The following is a 19,329-nucleotide window of genomic DNA, read 5'->3' on the forward strand; positions in this document are numbered from 1 at the left end:
GGTCCCAGCTCCCGTCCGTACCAGTCCTCGTCCCGCGCCGCCGGGCCGGCGGTGCGGGACGAGGACTGGTACGGACGGGAGCTGGGACCGCGGGACCGGTACGAGGGGTACGCCTTCTACGATCTGGACTGGACGGAGGTGGTCAGCGAGGGCGCGGTCTTCGACGGGTGCGTGTTCTCCGGGGTGGCGTTCAACACCTCCCGGCACACCGGCTCCGCCTTCCTGAACTGCTCCTTTCGCGGCTGCTCCTTCTTCGACGCCCGCTTCGAGGGCTGCAAGGCGGTCGGCTCGGACTTCCAGCGGGCCGCGTTCCGGCTGCTGGCGGTGGATGGCGGGGACTGGTCGTTCGCCGCGCTGCCCGGTGCGGACCTGCGCGGCGCGTCCTTCGACGGGGTGCGGCTGCGCGAGGCGGACCTGACCGGCGCCCGGTTGGAGGAGGCGGTGCTGACCCGGTGCGACCTGTCGGGCGCGGCGCTGGACGGCGTACGGCTGGCGGGGGCCGATCTGCGCGGCAGCGACCTGTCCGCGCTGGACCCGCAGGCGGCGCAGGCCCGGGGCACGCGGATCGACCTCGACCAGGCCGCGCTGCTCGCCGCCGCGCTCGGGTACGAGGTCGGGTAGCGATTCCGGGCATCGGCCCTGCGTACAGCCGTGCGCCCGGCTCCGCCGGCCGTCCGGCACCCGCTCGGAGGCGGTCCGGCGGCCGTTACACAAATCGCACGGGAAAATTTGGAAACGGGCGAAACGGACACCCCTGCGGTTCCCGCAGAGTGGACGGCATGCGAGACACCTACTGATCGGTCGGTCACGCCGCCAAGCGATCTTCCTTTCGCTGACCAATAGCCGCACCAAGCCTGGGATTGCAAGGAAAAGATCGAGGACTTCCGCAGTCCGGATATGGAAACCGCAGCACTTAACGTCTCGTTCATGACTCAGGTGGAAGCGCGGCCCCAGGCCGGAGACACGGTAAGGGGCGTCACCATGCCGGGTGACACCACGGAGGTGCGCGACAAGGGCCTCGGCGGGAACTCCGTCGGGCTGCTCGGCAGCGCGGTCATCGGTATCTCGACCGTGGCCCCCGTCTACTGCCTGACCTCCACCCTCGGCCCGACCGCCGGCGAGGTCGGGCTCCAGATGCCCGCCGTCTTCCTGGCCGGCTTCCTGCCGATGCTGCTGGTGGCGTTCGCGTACCGCGAGCTGAACCGCGTGATGCCGGACTGCGGCACCTCCTTCACCTGGACGGTGAAGGCGTTCGGCCCCCGGGTCGGCTGGATGTGCGGCTGGGGCCTGGTGATCGCGACGATCATCGTCCTGTCGAACCTGGCCGGCGTGGCCACGACCTACTTCTGGCTCCTGGCCGGCGAGATCACCGGCAGTCCGAGCGTCGCCGCGCTGGACGACAACAAGGCCGCGCACATCCTCACCTGCCTCACCCTGATCGCCGTCGCGACCGCGATCAGCTACCGCGGCATGACCGCCACCAAGGGCGTGCAGTACGCGCTGGTCGGCCTCCAGCTCGTGGTGCTCGCCGTCTTCGTGGCGATGGCCTTCGCCAAGGTCGGCAGCGCCGACTTCCCCACCGGCGCCGACTTCTCCTGGACCTGGCTGGACCCCTTCGCGGTCAAGTCCTTCTCGTCCTTCAGCGCCGGGCTCTCCCTCGCGATCTTCATCTACTGGGGCTGGGACGCCTGCCTGGCCACCAACGAGGAGACCACCGGCAGCGCCAAGACCCCCGGTCGGGCCGCCATGATCACCATGGTCGTGCTGATCGGCTCCTACCTGGCCACCGGCATCGCCGCGCAGATGCTCGTCGGCTCCGGCGAAAGCGGCCTTGGCCTGGCCAACCCGGACACCATCGACAACGTCTTCGCCGCCCTCGCCGGCCCCGTCATGGGCCCCGTCCTCGGCGTCACCCTCTTCGTCGCGGTCCTCGCCTCCGCCGCCGCCAGCCTCCAGACCACCTTCATCCCGGTGGCCCGCACGGTCCTGGCCATGGCCACCTACGAGGCCCTGCCGAAGTCCTTCACCAAGGTGCACCCGCGCTTCAAGAGCCCCGGCAAGGCCACCGTCATCGCCGGCGTCTCCACCGGCACCTTCTACGCGGTGATGACCCTGGTCAGCGAGAACGTCCTGGTCGACACCATCTTCGCGCTCGGCCTGATGATCTGCTTCTACTACGCGCTGACCGCCTTCGCCTGCGCCTGGTTCTTCCGCAAGGAGCTGACCCGATCGGTCAAGGACGCCATGCTCAAGGGCGTGCTGCCGGCCCTCGGCGGGCTGATGCTCACCGCCGTCTTCGTCAAGACGCTCTACGACAGCTGGGACCCGGCGCACGGCTCCGGCTCCTCGGTGTTCGGCATCGGCTCGGTCTTCGTCATCGGCGTCGGCCTGCTCCTCGCCGGCGTGGTGATCATGCTGGTGATGCAGCGCCGCAGCCCGGCGTTCTTCCGCGGCGAGGTGCTCACCCGCGAGACCCCCTCGCTGGTCGTCGAGGACTGACGGCCCGACGGCCCCTGGCAGGAAGGGCGGGCAGCGCGGGACGGCGCGACGCCCGCCCTTCCGCTGTCCGCCCCCCTACGCGTGCGCGCGGCGGCCCGGCCGGGCAAGGTGGACGGTATGTACGACCTCCACGCCATCGCCGAGGAACACCTGGTCGCCGCCCACCGCGACGAGCACGGACGCAGCGCCAACCTCATCGTGCGCGAGCGACCCCTGCGCCAGTCGGTCATCGCGCTGACCGCCGGCACCTCGCTGGACGAGCACAACACACCGCCCGCCGCCTCGATCCAGGTGCTGCGCGGCGTGATCCGGGTGACCGCCCGGTCGGGGGACACCGAGCTGCCCATGGGCGCGCTGTACCTGCTGCCGCCCGAACGGCACGGCGTCACCGCCGTCACCGACGCCGCCTTCCTGCTCACCGCCGTCAACGACTGAGGCCCCGCCGCCAGGGAAGACCGGGCCGCCGGCCCCCAGGCGCCCGGGCACGGCCGGCGGCCGGCGGACCTCCGTACCCCGCCGCGCCGCGCCCGCCGGCCGCTCCCGACGCCTCCGGCCGGGCGCCCCCAGCGCCTCCGGCCGGGCGGCCCCGAGCGCCTCCGGCCGGACGATGCCGGCTCGTCCGGCCGCCTGGCGGCCGGCCGCCCGCTGATCCCCGTATGCCGCCCGCGCCGCGTCCGCGCCGTACGTTGGCCGCTATGCGCATCGCGACCACGGTCTTCCTGACCGACCAGACGATCAGCCCGGTACGGCTCGCCCGCGAGCTGGAGCAGCGCGGGTTCGCCGGGCTGTACCTGCCCGAGCACACCCACATCCCCGTCGAGCGCACCACCCCCTACCCGGCCGGCGGCGAGCTGCCGCCCGAGTACGGCCGCACCCTGGAGCCGTTCACCGCGCTGGCCCAGGCCGCCGCCGTGACCGAGCGCCTCGCCCTGGCCACCGGCATCTCCCTGGTCGCCCAGCACGACCCGATCGACCTGGCCAAGCAGATCGCCACCCTGGACTTCCTCTCCGGCGGCCGCTTCACCCTGGGCGTCGGCTACGGCTGGAACCGCGAGGAGGCCGCCGACCACGGCGTCCACTGGACCTCCCGCCGGGACGCCGTCCACGAGCGGATCGCCCTCATGCGGGCCCTCTGGGCGGCCGAGCCCACCGCCTACCACGGGCACACCGCCTCCGTCCGCGCCTCCCTCGCCCACCCCAAGCCGGCCGGCGGCGCACCCCGGGTGCTGTTCGGCGGGGCGGCCGGCCCCAAGCTCTTCGCCGCGATCGCCGAGCACGGCGACGGCTGGCTGCCCATCGGCGGCAGCGGCCTCACCGAGGCCCTGCCCGACCTCCGCGCCGCCTGGCAGCAGGCCGGCCGCGACCCCGAGTCCCTGCACGTCGTCCCCTACGCGGTCCGCCCCTCCGCCGGCAAACTCGCCCGCTTCGCCGACCTCGGCATCCGGGAAGTCGTCGTCCAACTCCCCCCGGCCCCCGAACCGGAGGTCCTGCGCGCCCTGGACGCGTACGCGGAGTACCTGTAGGGGCCCGGCTCCCGGCGCGGCACGGGGCCCGTGCGGCGGATACGTATGCTCGGGGACATGACGGATGACCAGCCCGTACGCCCCGCCGACGCCCCTTCCACCGCGGCCGCTCCCACCGCCAACTCCATGCGCCGCGCCCTGAGGAGGGCCCGGGACGGGGTGGCGCTCGACGTGTCCGAGGCCGCCGTGCTGCTCCAGGCGCGCGGTGACGACCTCGCGGACCTGACCGCCTCCGCGGCACGGGTGCGGGACGCGGGGCTGGCGGCGGCCGGGCGGCCGGGCACCATCACGTACAGCAAGAGCGTGTTCATCCCGCTGACCAGGCTGTGCCGGGACAAGTGCCACTACTGCACCTTCGCCACCGTGCCCGGCAAGCTGCGCCGGGCCGGGCACGGGATGTTCATGTCGCCGGACGAGGTGCTGGAGGTGGCCCGGCGCGGGGCCGAACTGGGCTGCAAGGAGGCCCTGATCACGCTCGGCGACAAGCCGGAGGACCGCTGGCCGGAGGCGCGCGAGTGGCTGGACGCGCACGGCTACGACGACACCATCGCGTATGTGCGGGCGATGGCGATCCGCATCCTGGAGGAGACCGGGCTGCTGCCCCACCTCAACCCCGGGGTGATGTCATGGACCGACTTCCAGCGGTTGAAGCCGGTCGCCCCGTCGATGGGGATGATGCTGGAGACGACGGCCACCCGGCTGTGGAGCGAGCCGGGCGGGCCGCACCACGGGTCGCCGGACAAGGAGCCGGCGGTCCGGGTCCGGGTGCTGGAGGACGCCGGGCGGTCGTCGGTGCCGTTCACCTCGGGGCTGCTGATCGGGATCGGGGAGACCTACGAGGAGCGGGCGGAGTCGCTGTTCGCGCTGCGCCGGGTGGCGCGGGCCTACCACTCCGTCCAGGAGCTGATCATCCAGAACTTCCGCGCCAAGCCGGACACCGCCATGCGCGGGATGCCGGACGCGGAGCTGGACGACCTGGTCGCCACCATCGCCGTCGCCCGGCACGTCATGGGCCCCTCCGCCTGCCTGCAAGCCCCGCCGAACCTGGTGGACGAGGAGTACGGCCGGCTGATCGGCGCGGGCATCGACGACTGGGGCGGGGTCTCGCCGCTCACCATCGACCATGTGAACCCGGAGCGGCCCTGGCCGCAGATCGAGACGTTGGCGGGAAAGTCGGCGGAGGCCGGGTTCCGGCTGGCGGAACGGCTGTGCGTGTACCCGGAGTTCGTACGCCGGGGTGAGCCGTGGCTGGATCCGCGGCTGCTGCCGCACGTCACCGCCCTGGCCGATCCGGAGACCGGGCTGGCGGTGCCGGACGCGCCCGTCGTCGGCCGCCCGTGGCAGGAGCCGGACGAGGCGTTCACCGCGAGCGGCCGGACCGAACTGCACACGGAGATCGACACCACCGGGCGGACCGGGGACCGGCGGGACGACTTCGACGAGGTGTACGGGGACTGGGGCGCGCTGCGGGAGGCGGCGGCGCCGGGGATGGTTCCGCAGCGCATCGACACCGATGTGCGCGGGGCGCTGGCGCAGGCCGCGGACGACCCGGAGAAGCTGAGCGACGAGCAGGCGCTGGCGCTGCTGCACGCCGACGGCCCGGCGCTGGACGCGCTCTGCCGGGTCGCCGACGACCTGCGGAAGTCGGTGGTGGGGGAGGAGGTGACCTACGTCGTCACCCGGAACATCAACTTCACCAACGTCTGCTACACCGGCTGCCGGTTCTGCGCCTTCGCCCAGCGCCGTACCGACGCCGACGCCTACACCCTCTCCCTGGACCAGGTCGCCGACCGTGCCGCCCAGGCGTGGGAGGTCGGCGCGATCGAGGTGTGCATGCAGGGCGGCATCCACCCGGACCTGCCCGGCACCGCGTACTTCGACATCGCGCGGGCGGTGAAGAAGCGTGTGCCGGAGATGCATGTGCACGCCTTCTCGCCGATGGAGGTGGTCAACGGCGCCAGCCGGACGGGGATGTCGATCCGCGAGTGGCTGACCGCGGCGAAGGAGGCCGGGCTGGACTCGATCCCGGGCACCGCGGCGGAGATCCTGGACGACGAGGTGCGCTGGGTGCTCACCAAGGGCAAGCTGCCCGCCGCCACCTGGATCGAGGTGGTCAGCACCGCGCACGAGCTGGGCATCCGCTCCTCCTCCACGATGATGTACGGGCATGTCGACCAGCCCCGGCACTGGCTGGGCCACTTCCGCACGCTGGCCGGCATCCAGCAGCGGACGGGCGGCTTCACCGAGTTCGTCACCCTGCCGTTCATCCACACCAACGCGCCGGTCTACCTCGCCGGGATCGCCCGCCCCGGCCCCACCGTCCGCGACAACCGGGCGGTGACGGCGATGGCCCGGCTGCTGCTGCACCCGCACATCACCAACATCCAGACGAGCTGGGTGAAGCTGGGGAGCGAGGGCGCGGCCCAGATGCTGCGGTCCGGCGCCAACGACCTGGGCGGCACGCTGATGGAGGAGACCATCTCCCGGATGGCCGGATCGAGTTACGGCTCCTACAAGTCGGTACGCGACCTGGTGGCCGTCGCCGAGGCCGCCGGCCGCCCGGCCCGGCCGCGCACCACCCTGTACGGGGAGGTCACCGAGGAGCGGCAGCGCGCGGCCGCCGCCTCCGACGGGCACCTGCCCAAGCTGCTGCCGGTGCTCGCCGACTGACCCGGCGCACGGGGGCGTGCGGCGGGCTGACCGGTTCCGGCCGTTCGCCGCGCGCACCCGGACCCTCCCCCTCCCCTTCGATTACAGTGCAGGCCACGGTGGTCCCCGAATGAGGATGCACATGTCAGAGGCGAGTGGCCGGTGCGGGCCGGTCAGGGGCGGGGAGGACGCCAGGTGAGTGCGGCGACCGCGGCGGTCTGGGGCCGGGCCCAGCAGCAGGACTTCCGCTCCCGGGTGCGCGGCTGCCTGCTCGGCGCCGCGATCGGCGACGCGCTCGGCGCGGGCGTCGCCACCCTGCCCACCGAGGCGATCCGCCAGGCGCACGGCCCCGCCGGCCTCACCGACCTCGCCCCCGCCTACGGTCGCCGCGGCGCCGTCACCTCCGCCACCCAGCTCACCCTGTTCACCGTGGACGGCCTGATCCGCGCCCAGGTGCGCCGCGACACCGGCGCCTGGCACCCGCCCACCGACGTGCACCGCGCCCATCTGCGCTGGGCCGCCACCCAGCGCGACTGGGGCCCCGACGAGCGGCGCAAGGACAACGGCTGGCTGGCCTGCGAGGAGTGGCTGTACGTCCGCCGCGACCCGCCCCGGGCCACCCTCACCGGCCTCGCCGACGACGTGCTCGGCACCCTGGACCGGCCCAAGAACCCGGCCGCCCGGGACGCCGGCGCGCTGGTGCGCTCCGCCCCCTACGGGCTGCTGGTGGGCTGGGAGCCGCAACTGGTCTGCCAGTTGGCCGTGGAGTGCGCGGCCCAGACCCACGGCCATCCGGCCGCGTACCTCTCCGCCGGCGCCTTCGCGGTCGTCGTGCACGGACTGGCCCGCGGCGAGACCATCGACGCCTCGGTACGCCGGGCCCAGGCCCAGTCGGCCCGGAGACCCGGCCACGAACCGGTCACCGCCGCCCTCGGCCAGGCGCTGGCCGCGGTGCGCGAGGGGGCGCCGGGCCCTGCCCGGATCGCCGCCCTCGGGGAGACCGACGGGGAGTGCGCCGAGGACGCCCTGGCCATCGCCGTGTACTGCGCCCTGGTCGCCGAGGACGCCGCGCACGGGCTGCGGCTGGCGGTCAACCACGACGGCCCGTCCGCCGAGACCGGTGCGCTGACCGGCGCGCTGTTGGGCGCGCTGCACGGCGAGACCGCGCTGCCGCCCGCCTGGCTGGCCGAGCTGGAGGGCCGGCCCACCGTGCTGGCCCTCGCCGACGACTTCGCGATGGAGATGACCCAGGGCCCCGCCCTGCACGGCCCGGACTCCGCCGCCCCGGGCTGGCTGGCCCGCTACCCGCGCGGCTGAACCGATCCGCGCCCGTCCCCGTGTGCGGACCCGGCCCAGGCGCTCGTATGCGGACATGACCGAGCCCCCTCGGCCGGGACGGCGAACCAGTCGAGAGGGCTCTGCTGCGATGCGGGGGCTGACCGGTTCAGTCGCGGCCGGCCGCGCCGACCTCGTGCACGAACGCGGTCCATGCGGTCGGGAGGAAGGTGATCGACGGACCCGCCGGCTCCTTGGAGTCCCGCACCGCGATCTCGGCGACGACCGGCGACCGCACCTCGACACAGGCGCCGTTCGCGCCCGAGTAGGAGGACTTGGTCCAGGTGTCCGTGCCGCCCTGAGTGATGGCCATCTTCTGCGCTCCGGTATCTGTGAGGCTCGTCCCGACGGTGGCCCCGCGAGCTGCCCGCGCGGTCGGCCGAGACGCCGGTACCGGCCTGGCAGATCGTGCAGGCCGACGTGATCGACGCTACTCGCCGACTCCGCCCACCGGGACGGCCGTTCACTCGACCGGATGGCATATTCCGCAGAGACTTACACCGGAGGCCGGGCCGGGTGTACGGTACCCGCCCCTCGCGTGGAAACGTCCGCCCAGCGGTCGCCTCGCGCCCGCCCGGTGCGCAGCCCGCGGCCGCTCAGCGGACGTTGCCGCCGGCGTACTCCTTGATCACGTCGCCGACGAACTGCCGGGTCTGCTCCACGTTCAGCGCCTGGGCGCGCAGGTGCTCGTACATCACGCTGTACCGCTGCACGTCGTTCGCCTTCTCCAGGTACAGGTCGCTGGTGACGCCCTCGATGTACACCACCGAGGAGTCCGCCGCGTCCGGGAACTCCAGGATGGCGTAGTGCCCGCCGATGCCCGGGTGCGCGCCCATGTCGAACGGCAGCACCTGCACGGTGACGTGCGGCAGGTGCGACTGCTCGACCAGGTGCTCCAACTGGGCGATCATGAGCTGCTTGCCGCCGACCACCCGCCGCAGCGCCGACTCGTCGATCACCGCCCACAGCCGCAGCGGCGCCTCGGGCTCCTTGGCGTCCCGTGCCTGAGCCGGCCGCTGGTCCGCCTCCTTGATCCGGTCCTGCCGGCGGATGCGCACCCCGACCCGCTTCTCGATGTCGGCGGCCGTCCACTCCGGCGCCGAACCGGTGATCAGCGCCTCCGCGTACGACCGGGTCTGGAGCAGCCCCGGCACCACCTGCGGTTCGTACACCCGCAGCGAGGCCGCGTCCGTCTCCAGGCCGATGTAGACGCTGTACGGGATGTCGCCGAACGCGTGCCACCAGCCCTGCTGGCGCGAGTCCTTGGCCATCTGCATCAGCGAGTCGACCACCCGGTGGTCCTCGACCTCGTACACCCCGCACAGGTCGCGCACGTCGCGCTGGCTGATGGAGCGGCGACCGTTCTCCAGGCGGCTGATCTTCGACTGGGAGACCAGCAGCCGCTCGGCCACCTCCTCCGCCGTCATGCCCTTCTGCTCCCGCAGCCGCCGCAACTCCTGGCCCAATCTGCGCCGCCTGACGGTGGGGTTGACGTTGGACGCCACGGACACTGCACCTCCGGCTGTCGAACTGCCGCTCTCCGCACGGCGGGCGCGAGCCCGTGTCCCCCACGAGGCCCCGGACGGGCGGGAGTAGCTCCGCGTATCTACAGTTCAGCAGACTGCCACCAACGGGCGTGTCGCGCTGGAAAACGCCGATACGCGTCGGACCTCCGACCCGGGGTGCCATCCCCGGGTGCGGAAGCCCGACGCGTATCCGACGCCTGCGGCGCCTGCCGGCGCGTGCGGACGTGAAGCCCTCTAGTGCGCGACCGCGCGGAGCATCGCCCCGCCGGCGTGCTGCCCCGGCTGGGCCGGGACCGCGTGCGCCGCGCGCCCGCCGCCCGCGCCGCCGGCGCCCCGGCGCGGCTGGGCGGCCGCGCCGTTCTGGACGTCCATCACGGCGTGCGCCACGAGACCGCCCATCGGGTCGTGCCTGATCAGGTCCCGGAGCCGGGAGCGCGAGGAGCGCCCCTCGTTCCCGGGATACAGGTGCTTGCCGAGACCGACCGCGTGGGCCAGCGCGGCGAGCGCCGCGGTCCGCGGGTCCGGCGGTACGCCGGTGCGGATCGCACTGTCCAGCCGGGCCCTGATCTCCCGGCTGATCGCCGTCTCCGTCGCCTGGTAGCGCGTCGTCGGCAGCACCCCGCACATCTGGCCCTCGACGGCGTGCACCATGCCGCACCGTTCCAGATGTGAGAGATAGGTCTGGCGCAACCCCAGCCGGGGCCCGCCGATCCAGTGGACCGCCCGCACCGGACTGCCACGCCTGCGCAGCAGCTCCAGTGCGGAGTCCAGTGTCGGATCTCCGGTCGGCCGTGGCATCACCACGGCGATACGATCCCCGTCCGGGGCTATCCGTCCTGCCAGAGCGAGCTCCACTAGCTGCGCTCCGGCCAGGCCGAGGTCGAGCGACTGCGGCTGCGCTGTGGTACCCGTGGCCGGGTCCAGAGCGAGCAGCAGAAGCTCCTCCGGAAGTGTTCTGCGGCTCCTGCCCATCCATGCCTCCCCGCGTGGATGAGTGACAGGGTGACCCCTCTCACATTCATCTGTCGAGAGCGCCTGGGTGCTTCGTACGGGAACCGGCAGGTATGTCGTTCTCGTCTAGCGAGGGAACCACGCGGTCACACAGGACACTGGTACACGGTTCGGACAATGCTTTGAACGAAGGAGGCACGGTGGCGGGCGAGTCCCCCGACAGGTCGGAGCAGCAGAAGTCGCCGGGGGAGACGGCGTCGAAGGACGGGGGCGCCGACGAGCGCGCGACTGCCGGGGGCGACCAGCCCACGGCGATCTTCCGTGCACCTGACACCACCTCCCGCTCGCAGCGCACACCCTCGGACGAGGAACCGGACGCCGCCCCCGACCCGGAGGCGCAGTCCGTACGTGATGACGCCGGGGAGGCCGCCGGAAGTTCCCCCGCCGAGCCGGCGGAGAGCGGGAAACCCGCCGCCGAGGCCGCCGCCGAGGCCGAGGACGAGGCCGGGGACGAGCGCGACGGCGAGCACGCGGACGGCGACGGCGACGGGGGCGGGGCGGGCGAGCCGGCCGGGGACGCCGAGCCCGCCGGCGCCGGGAAGGCCGGCGACGAGCGGCTGCGCGCCGCGGTGGCCGCCTGGGTCGGCCGCGACGGGGAACCCGAGTCCGGGCCCGGGCCCGGGGAGGCCGCGACGACCGAGGAGCCCGCCTCCGGCGAGCGCACGTCCGAGGTCTCCGAGGACGCCGACGCCGAGGGTCCCGTCGAGGAGGCCCGCGGGGCGGCGAGCGGAAACGACACTGCGGCCCCGGCCGACGGCTCTCCGGCCGAGGACTCCTCGGCCGACGGCTCCGCGACAGAGGACTCGGCGGATGCCTCCGCGGACGAGCGCGACGACGACTCCGGCGACGACTCCGGCGACGAGAAGTCGGAGTCCAAGACCGAGACCGAGACCGAGACCGAGACCGGCACCGGGGACGAGTCCGAGGGCGGCAAGGGCCGGCCCGTGGACCAGCCCACCGCCGTCTTCAAGGCCGTCCAGCGCACCGCGCCGCCCGTCGACCAGCCGACCACCATGCTGAAGGCCGTCGGCGCGGGCGCGGCCGCGGCAGCTGCCCGCAAGCAGGGTGCCGACTCCGCCCGGGAGGCCGCGGCCGCCCGGAAGCCGGAGTCGGCGGCCGAGCGGACCAGCACGTTCGTACCGCTGCGCTCCGACGACGTACGCCCCGCCCCGGCCAAGCCGTCCCAGCCCGCCAAGCCGGCCCCGTCCGCCAAGCCGGCGGCCGCGCCCGCGTCCGCCGGGTCGAAGGCCGCTACCGGGTCGAAGGGCGCCACCGGGTCGAAGGGCGCCACCGGGTCGAAGGCCGCCGCGCCCGCCGAGGAGACCGCGGCGCTGCCCGACTCGCTCGGGCCGGAGCAGACCCGGCAGCAGCCCATGCCGCCGCGTCCGCCGCTGGACCTGCTCGCCGAGCTGACCAACACCCCGCCTCCGCCGGAGACCCCGGTGCGCACCGCGGTTCGGCGGGTCAAGATCTGGACCCCGCTGGTCCTGCTGCTGCTCGTCGTCTTCGCCGTGGTCCAGGCCGTCCGCCCGCTGCCGGAGCCGACGCTGGAGCTGACCGCCAAGCCCGAGTACACCTTCGCCGGCGCCGAGCCCAAGCTGCCGTGGCCGGGTGAGGGGCAGGGGTACATGTCGGCGACCGGCCTCGGCACGGTCGACTCCTTCGGCGAGCAGAAGCCGGTGCCGATCGCCTCCGTCACCAAGGCGATGACGGCGTACGTCGTGCTGCGCGACCACCCGCTGAAGAAGGGCTCCAAGGGCCCGATGATCGAGGTGGACGCGCTGGCCGAGAAGGAGGGCGGGTACGACGCGCAGGGCGAGTCGACCGTCAACACCCTCAAGGCGGGCGACAAGATCTCCCTGCACGACGCCATCGCCGCGATCATGATCCCGTCGGCGAACAACGTGGCGCGCCTGCTGGCCCGTTGGGACGCCGGGTCCGAGAAGGCGTTCGTGGAGAAGATGAACGCCGCGGCCAAGGACCTCGGCATGAAGAACACCACGTACACCGACCCCTCCGGGCTGACCGCGTCCACGGTGAGCACCGCCGAGGACCAGGTGAAGCTGGGCGAGCAGCTCGTGGAGATGGAAGCCCTGATGGCGATCACCGTCATGCCCGAGTGGACGGACCCGTCGGGCAAGGAGTGGCGGAACTGGAACAACCTGGTGCCGTACGACGGTGCGCTGGGCATCAAGACCGGCTCCACCACCAAGGCCGGCGGCAACCTGCTGTTCGCCGCGCACCAGAAGGTCGGCGACACCGACCAGCTCATCGTCGGCGCGGTGCTGGCCCAGTACCGGACGCCGATCCTGGACAGCGCGATCTCCGCCAGCAAGGAGGCCATGCTCGCCACCCAGGACCTGCTCCAGAGCCAGACGGTCGTGAGGAAGGGCGACGTGGTGGGCCGGGTCGACGACGGCCTGGGCGGCACCACCCCCGTGGTGGCCACCAAGGACGTCGCGGTCGTCGGCTGGTCCGGCCTGACGGTGAAGCTGGAGCTGACGGACGGCGGCGGCACGGTCCCGCACTCGGCGGCTGCCGGGACGACGGTCGGCTCGCTGACCGTCGGCGAGGGCGCCAGCCAGGTGAAGGTGCCGGTCGCGGTCCAGGGCGAACTGGCCGAGCCGGGATTCGGCGCGAAGCTCACGCGCGTCGGCTGAGGTGTACGCCGGCCGCGGGCCGGCATCGATCGGCACGGACCGGTGCCGTCCGGCACGGACCGCTGCCGTCCGGTGCCGGTCCGCGCGAGCGCCCCGGGTTGGCCGGGTTCGCCGGGGCGCCCGCGTGTTAGCGTCCGACGACGAGTCCCGTCGGTCTCCCTGCTCTCTCCGGTGGCCGCCGGTCCCGTCCCTCCGGCCGACGGCGCGGTGCCGGGCCGGAGTCAACCGGCGGGCAGCGGGCAGCCGTCTTCCCCGGCGGAAGGGCGGCGGCCCCGGGCCCTCCGGGCCGCGCGGGGGCGCGAGGGCAGGGCAGCCGCGCAAGCGGGCAGGGCAGCGCAGAGAGCAGAGGGCCGAGCAGCGGTGACCACCACGGAGCCTGAGCCGACCCGCAAGGCGGACCCGGCGGCCGCACACGCCGTACGCGCGCGGGACGCCGTACGCCCGCGTCCGAAGGTCCCCGCGACCCGCCCCCCGCACCCGGCCGACGCCCCGCAGCATCCCTCGCCGGCTCCGGCTCCGGCTCCGGCTCCGGCTCCGGCTCCGGCCCCGGCTTCGGTGCCGGCCGGCGCCGTGCCGCGGCCGCTTCCCGCGCCGCCGGCCGAGGACGAGGCTCCCCGGTGGCGGAGCAGGCTGCTGCATCCGGTCACCGCGGCCACCTTCCTCGCCGCGCTCACCCACGTCCTGTGGTTCTACGTCTTCGCCAACAGCGGCGGCGACCTGGCCGCGCAGGACGCCTGGGCCGAGTTCGTCGGCCGGCATCCGGACTCCGCGTACAACCTCGCCTGGTACGGCGGGATGCACCCCGTGTCGTACAGCGTCGTCTCGCCGTACCTGATGTCCCTGCTCGGCGTGCGGACGACGATGATGATCGCCGGCACCGCGTCGGCGGCGCTGACCGCGCTGATCCTGGTGCGGGTGCGGGCCGTCCGCAACCCGCTGGCCTGCGCGCTCGCCGGCGTCTTCGCCTTCCTCTGCAACGCGCTGTCCGGCCGGGTCACCTTCGGGCTCGGCATGATGTTCGCGCTGGGCGCGGTGGCGGCCGTCTTCTGCTGGCCGCACCGCTGGCGCTACCGGCGCTGGGCCAAGGCGGCCGCGGCGGCCCCGCTGGCCGGGCTCGCCACCGCCGCCAGCCCGGTGGCCGGGCTGTTCCTCGGCGTCGCGGCGGCCGCGCTGTTCCTCAACAAGCGCCGCCCCGGGGCGTACGCGCTGGGGCTCGCGCCCGTCGCCGTGGTCGCCGTCTCCTCCTGGCTGTTCCCGTTCTCCGGTACGCAGCCGATGTCCTTCGCGTCCACCCTGCTGCCGTTCGCCTTCGGCCTGCTGGTCTTCCTCCTCGTCCCGCGCGACTGGCGCACGGTCCGCACCGGCGCGGCCGTCTACGCCGCCGGCGCCCTGCTGACCTGGCTGGTCGACTCCCAGGTCGGCTCCAACGTCTCCCGGCTGCCGATGCTCTTCGCCGGAGTCGTGCTCCTCGCCGCCCTGCCGTACACCGCGCCGCGCAGCCGCCGCTGGTACGCGCTGGTGCTGGCGTTCGTCGGGCTCAACGGCTGGATCGGCTTCAAGAGCGTGGACGACGTGGTGCGCACCGCCCCCGACGCGGCCTGGGCGCGCGAGGCGGCGCCGCTGATCAACCAGCTCCAGCAGTTGCGGGCGGAGCGGGCCCGGGTGGAGGTCGTGCCGGCCCGCAGCCACCGCGAGGCGTCCGCGCTCGCCCCGTACATCAACCTGGCCCGCGGCTGGAACCGCCAGGCCGACATGGAGCGCAACCCGGTCTTCTACGACGACACCCTCAATGCCGTCACCTACCGGGACTGGCTGCACCGCTGGGCCGTGCACTACGTGGTGCTGCCCAAGGGCGACCCGGACACCGGGGCCGAGCAGGAGGCCGAGCTGGTACGGGAGGGGCAGCCCTACCTCAAGCCGGTCTGGTCGGACGCCAACTGGCGGCTGTTCGCGGTGGCCGAGCCGACGCCGCTGGCCGACCCGCCGGCGGCGGTCGAGCGGGCCGGGGCGGACGGCATGACCGTACGGGTGCGGACGTCCGGCCGGGTCCTGATCCGGGTCCCCTACTCGCCGTGGCTCTCCCTCCTCGACGAGACCGGCCAGAAGGTCGAACCGCCCTACGAGACGGAGCTGTCCAAGCAGCGGGACGACGGCGAGCCCGCCGAGTACGTCAACCCGCACGGGTGCCTCCTCAAGGCGGAGGAGGACGGAGAGGGCGACGAGTGGACCGAACTCGTCGCCCCCGGGCCGGGCGTCTACCGGCTGGCCGCGCCCTACAAGATCTTCCCCAGGGGCACTCCCTGCCCCGAGGAACTGCGGTAGCGCCGCCGCCGGTCAGGCGGTGTGCAGCCGCAGCCCGTACCGGCCGAGGATCTCGTTGATCGGCTGGTACCAGGTCTCGCCGCCGCTGGTGCAGTTGCCCCAGCCGCCGGAGGTGACGCCCTGCGCCTGGTCGCCGCTGATGAACGAGCCGCCGGAGTCGCCGCCCTGGGCGCACACGCTGGTCTTGGTCATCTGGTGGACCGCGCCTTGGCTGTAGTTGACGGTCTCGTTCTTGGCCAGCACCCGGCCGCAGTGCCAGCGGGTGGTGGAGCCGGAGCGGCAGATCGAGGCCCCGATCGGCGCCTCGTTGGAGCCGCGGACCAACTGGTCCGGGACGGTGCCCCAGCCCAGCACCACCGGCACGGTCCACCAGCCGCTGCCGACGTTCACCCAGGCGTAGTCGTCACCGGGGAACGACGAGCCCTGGAAGTTGCCGATGTAGCTGTTGTCCCAGCCCCGCACCTGCTGCCCGGCCCGCCCGCAGTGGCCGGCCGTCACGAAGCCGCCGTGCACCGAGAAGCCGATGGAGCAGCGGACGTTGCCGGTGTAGTAGGGGTCGCCGCCGACCGTGCCCGCGGCGAACGTCTGCGGTGCCTGCGCCACCTCCCGCACCAGGACGGGGCCGACCGCGCCCGCCTTCCTCACGAACGCCCGGACATCGTTGTCAGTCTTCCGTGCGGTGACGACGTTGACGACGACCGAGTTCGCCTTCGGGTCCACGTGCCAACTGCTCACGCCGCCTGGCGCCGTGAGGCCGTCGATGGCCGCCTTGGCCGAGTCGAGCCGCTTCTCGCTGTGTCGCACCACCCGCACCTCGGCCCCCGCGGCCCGTATCGCCGCGGCCTTGCCGCCGTCGGTGACGGCCACGGTCAGCTTCCCGCTGCCCGAGTCGAACCAGGACCCGCCGTACGCGGAGCCGGCCACGCGCTTGGCCTTCCCCTCCACGGCGGCGGCCGCCGTCTCGGCCGCCAGTCGCCGCTCGGCCTGCGCCGGGGTCAGGCCGAGGTCGCGGCTCATGGCGTCCACCAGCCCGCCCGACAGCGGCTTCTCGGCCACGGTCGGCACCGGGGCGGGCGCGGGCGCGGCGGTCGCGGCCCCGGCCGCCGTCGTGGCGTACGCCCCGACCAGCGCCGCCACGGCGACCCCGACCCGCGCGGCCCGGTGAACGCTCCTTCCGGCACCGCTTCTCGTACCCCTGCTGCTACCGCTGCTCGCACTCCTGCTGGTCCTGCTGCTCGTCCTGCTGCTCATGGGGGAGACCCTTCGGTCGTTCCTGCGATGGTGGGGGCGGAACAGCGCATGGGAGGAGCGGGGACTCTCAACCGGTCTGAGAGCGCTCTCAACCACGCTCGGCGCAGAGCGTAGCGCGGCCTCAAGGTCAGGTCCATGCCAATGTTCACCGGTCGGTAGGTTGGCCGATTCTGTTCGCTCGCCCATGCGGCCATGCCGGTACGCCGCCGGGCGCCGGCTCTCCGACCCCATGGCCATCCACCGCCGATCGGCGTACCTTCTGCTCCCGAGGCGATCCCCAACCTCCGCCTCGCGCACCGCAGTTGCTCCCACCCATTTCGGCCCGACCCAGGCCGGACCCCCCACAGGTGAAGGAACCGCAATGCCCACCTCTCCCCAGACCCTGTCCTTCTGGACGAAGACGGCCACCGCCGCCGCCGTACTCACCCTGGCCGCCGCGACGGCCGCGACCGCCGCTCCCGCACCCGCGCCCCCGGCGGCCCCCAGCGCCGTGGTGACCCTCCGCTACGACGACAGCCGGGCCGTCGGCTGGGAGTCCGCGATCGCCGCCGGCGTCGCCAACTGGAACGCCACCGTGCGCAACGTCCGCCTGGTCGAGGCCGCGCCGGGCACCCGCGCCGAGATCCAGATCGTCGCCACCACCGGCTGGCCCCAGGCCACCCTCGGACCGGTCCGCCCCGGCGGCTCCGCCCGGGTCGAACTCGGCAGCCAGGCCGTCACCCAGGGCCACGACAAGACCCGTATCGCCGCCCACGAGCTCGGCCACAGCCTCGGCCTCCCCGACACCAAGCCGGGACCCTGCACCCAGCTCATGTCCGGCTCCAGCGCCGGCATCACCTGCAAGAACGCCGTCCCCAACACCACCGAACGCTCCCGCGTCGACTCCCTCTACGCCAACGGCGCCGCCGCCCTGACCCCCACGACCGGCCGCGTCCTGGTCGACGCGCCCTGACCGACGGCGTCGGGGCCCCCGCCGCGCCCCAGCCGTCGTGAGCGGGGGCCGCGGCCCGTCCGGACACGGGCGCCGGTCAGTGCGGCGGCCGCCGGTCGCCCCGGCCGGCGCCGCCCCGCCCGCCGGCCCGATCGGCCCGTGCGGCGCAGGGACTGACGTCCGCGGAGCCGCCCCGCACCCCGCCGCGCCTGTGGGATCCTGTCCACCTCTGCGGGGAGGGCACGGGGAGCGCCATGAGGATCGCCTGGTTCGCCTGGCTGGCGGGGCACATAGGCCAGTTCGGGTACCGCGACGGGCCGTTGCGCTTCGCGATCGGCACCGGCGCGGTCCTGGTGACCGCCGTGCTCGTCCGGCTCGCCCTGCACCGCAACCGCCCCGCCGGGGCGGCGGCCGCCGGGCTCGTCTGCGCGCTGGGCGTCGGGTGGCTGGCCTTCCACTGAGGCGGCGCGCCGTGCTCCCGGACCGTCAGGCCGTCCGGCCGGCGGCGTGCGCGGGCCTGAAGTCGTGGAGCGTGCCGCCGCCCGGCTCGATGACGCCGTAACTGCTCTCCGGCACCTCGTTCCACGCGCCGACCATGCCCCCCAGGGGCTCCGACACGACCAGGCGGGTCTCGTCGGAGAGCTCGTGCAGGAACCACACCTCGGGGTGCAGCGCGCGCAGCGCTTCGATCCTGGTGGTGACGTACAGCGAGCGCGAGCGGCCCTCGCTGGAGTAGCGGAAGGCCCAGATGCGCCGGCCGTCGGACACCGCGATGGTCATCTGCAACGGGTGCGCGATGCCGTGATCCTGCGCGGTCGTCTCGACGAAGCCCGCCATGCGGGCCACAGCCCCCGGCGGATCGTCCGTCAGGCCGAAGGTCATGGCGAGGTGGAACATGACCTCCGAGTCGGTGGACCCTTCGATGTCGGCGAACCGCTCCGGGTCGACGGCCAGGGCGAGTCGACGCCGGATCCGGCGGAACTCGCTGATCAGTCCGTTGTGCATCCACAGCCAGCGACCGTGCCGGAACGGATGGCAGTTGCTCTGCTGCACGGCCGTTCCGGTCGACGCGCGGATGTGTCCGAAGAACAGCCCCGAGCGGGTGTGGTGCGCGATCTCCTGGAGGTTGCGGTTGTTCCAGGCCGGGCCGACGTCCCGCAGCACCGCCGGATCGGCCCCTTCCTGCGGGTACCAGCCGACGCCGAAGCCGTCGCCGTTGGTGGTCTCCACGCCCATCCGGGAGTGCAGGCTCTGGTCGATCAGGGAGTGCTCCGGTTGGAACAGCACCCGGCTGAGGAGTACGGGCGTACCCGAGTACGCGATCCAGCGGCACATCGTGCGGCCCTTTCCGATGGCGGCGCCGACACCCCCGCGGCGGCCGCGCGCTCCTCCGCGGCCCCGGCTGCTCCTCCCAGTATCGCCTTCGGCAGTGGGCCCGGCACGCGGACGGAGAGCCCCCGGGCGCTGTCGCGCACCGAGCGCGCGAAGGCCCTCCCGTACGGTGACGGAAGGGCCTTTGACCAGGTGTTCCTCGGTGCCCCCGGCAGGATTCGAACCTGCGACACCCGCTTTAGGAGAGCGGTGCTCTATCCCCTGAGCTACGAAGGCGGGGCGGCGCCCGG

Annotated in this window: 15 protein-coding genes and 1 tRNA gene; 10 read left to right on the forward strand and 6 right to left on the reverse strand. The window is 73.7% G+C overall.

The genetic code is table 11. The features are described 5' to 3' along the window. The 6 genes from C6N75_RS09020 to C6N75_RS09045 form a co-directional block, all read left to right on the forward strand. A partial coding sequence (locus tag C6N75_RS09020) for a pentapeptide repeat-containing protein (protein WP_219852864.1) occupies nucleotides 1-621 on the forward strand: 621 nt, incomplete at its 5' end. 306 nt (nucleotides 622-927) lie between these two features. Next, a complete protein-coding gene (locus C6N75_RS09025; RefSeq protein WP_105868338.1) occupies nucleotides 928-2,499 on the forward strand; it encodes an APC family permease in 1,572 nt (523 codons plus the stop codon). A gap of 117 nt (nucleotides 2,500-2,616) precedes the next feature. After that, nucleotides 2,617-2,934 (forward strand): cupin domain-containing protein, encoded by a 318-nt coding sequence (locus tag C6N75_RS09030; RefSeq protein WP_105868339.1) that lies wholly within the window; start codon nucleotides 2,617-2,619, stop codon nucleotides 2,932-2,934. A 260-nt stretch (nucleotides 2,935-3,194) separates the two neighbouring features. Further along, nucleotides 3,195-4,022, forward strand: a complete 828-nt coding sequence (locus tag C6N75_RS09035; RefSeq protein WP_105868340.1) for a TIGR03619 family F420-dependent LLM class oxidoreductase — start codon at nucleotides 3,195-3,197, stop codon at nucleotides 4,020-4,022. Between the two features lie 57 nt (nucleotides 4,023-4,079). Then, a complete protein-coding gene (locus C6N75_RS09040) occupies nucleotides 4,080-6,692 on the forward strand; it encodes a bifunctional FO biosynthesis protein CofGH (protein WP_105868350.1) in 2,613 nt (870 codons plus the stop codon). A gap of 174 nt (nucleotides 6,693-6,866) precedes the next feature. After that, nucleotides 6,867-7,988 carry an ADP-ribosylglycohydrolase family protein gene (locus tag C6N75_RS09045; RefSeq protein WP_105868341.1) on the forward strand — a complete coding sequence of 374 codons (1,122 nt, stop codon included), beginning with the start codon at nucleotides 6,867-6,869 and terminating at the stop codon, nucleotides 7,986-7,988. Nucleotides 7,989-8,115: 127 nt separating this feature from the next. On the opposite strand, the gene C6N75_RS09050 is transcribed toward C6N75_RS09045, so the two are convergent. From C6N75_RS09050 to C6N75_RS09060, 3 genes are all read right to left on the reverse strand, one after another. Continuing rightward, entirely contained in the window at nucleotides 8,116-8,319 is a 204-nt protein-coding gene (locus C6N75_RS09050) for a DUF397 domain-containing protein (RefSeq protein ID WP_105868342.1), read from the reverse strand. 283 nt (nucleotides 8,320-8,602) lie between these two features. Next, entirely contained in the window at nucleotides 8,603-9,511 is a 909-nt protein-coding gene (locus C6N75_RS09055) for a helix-turn-helix domain-containing protein (protein WP_105868351.1), read from the reverse strand. A gap of 255 nt (nucleotides 9,512-9,766) precedes the next feature. Further along, entirely contained in the window at nucleotides 9,767-10,504 is a 738-nt protein-coding gene (locus C6N75_RS09060; protein WP_105868343.1) for a GOLPH3/VPS74 family protein, read from the reverse strand. 179 nt (nucleotides 10,505-10,683) lie between these two features. On the opposite strand from C6N75_RS09060, the gene C6N75_RS31975 reads away from it, so the two are divergent. Together C6N75_RS31975 and C6N75_RS09070 are read left to right on the forward strand one after the other, a co-directional pair. Next, nucleotides 10,684-13,203 (forward strand): D-alanyl-D-alanine carboxypeptidase, encoded by a 2,520-nt coding sequence (locus C6N75_RS31975; RefSeq protein ID WP_265737435.1) that lies wholly within the window; start codon nucleotides 10,684-10,686, stop codon nucleotides 13,201-13,203. A gap of 570 nt (nucleotides 13,204-13,773) precedes the next feature. Next, entirely contained in the window at nucleotides 13,774-15,525 is a 1,752-nt protein-coding gene (locus tag C6N75_RS09070; RefSeq protein WP_256103433.1) for an MFS transporter, read from the forward strand. 12 nt (nucleotides 15,526-15,537) lie between these two features. Here the strand turns inward: C6N75_RS09070 and C6N75_RS09075 are convergent, their stop codons facing one another. Then, nucleotides 15,538-16,662 (reverse strand): S1 family peptidase, encoded by a 1,125-nt coding sequence (locus C6N75_RS09075; protein ID WP_258177302.1) that lies wholly within the window; start codon nucleotides 16,660-16,662, stop codon nucleotides 15,538-15,540. Nucleotides 16,663-17,137: 475 nt separating this feature from the next. Between C6N75_RS09075 and C6N75_RS09080 the strand changes: the two genes are divergently transcribed. Next, nucleotides 17,138-17,728 carry a snapalysin family zinc-dependent metalloprotease gene (locus C6N75_RS09080; RefSeq protein ID WP_105868346.1) on the forward strand — a complete coding sequence of 197 codons (591 nt, stop codon included), beginning with the start codon at nucleotides 17,138-17,140 and terminating at the stop codon, nucleotides 17,726-17,728. A 233-nt stretch (nucleotides 17,729-17,961) separates the two neighbouring features. After that, the gene (locus C6N75_RS09085; protein ID WP_105868347.1) at nucleotides 17,962-18,168 is read left to right on the forward strand and encodes a hypothetical protein; all 207 of its coding nucleotides are present in this window, start codon (nucleotides 17,962-17,964) and stop codon (nucleotides 18,166-18,168) included. 25 nt (nucleotides 18,169-18,193) lie between these two features. On the opposite strand, the gene C6N75_RS09090 is transcribed toward C6N75_RS09085, so the two are convergent. Both C6N75_RS09090 and C6N75_RS09095 read right to left on the reverse strand, forming a co-directional pair. Then, nucleotides 18,194-19,042: a class II glutamine amidotransferase gene (locus C6N75_RS09090; RefSeq protein WP_105868348.1), complete on the reverse strand. Its 849-nt coding sequence runs from the start codon at nucleotides 19,040-19,042 to the stop codon at nucleotides 18,194-18,196. A 200-nt stretch (nucleotides 19,043-19,242) separates the two neighbouring features. Then, nucleotides 19,243-19,315: transfer RNA gene (locus C6N75_RS09095), tRNA-Arg, on the reverse strand. Between the last annotated feature and the right edge of the window lie 14 nt (nucleotides 19,316-19,329).

This window comes from Streptomyces solincola (assembly GCF_002982015.1).
Taxonomy (GTDB): Bacteria; Actinomycetota; Actinomycetes; order Streptomycetales; family Streptomycetaceae; genus Streptomyces; species Streptomyces solincola.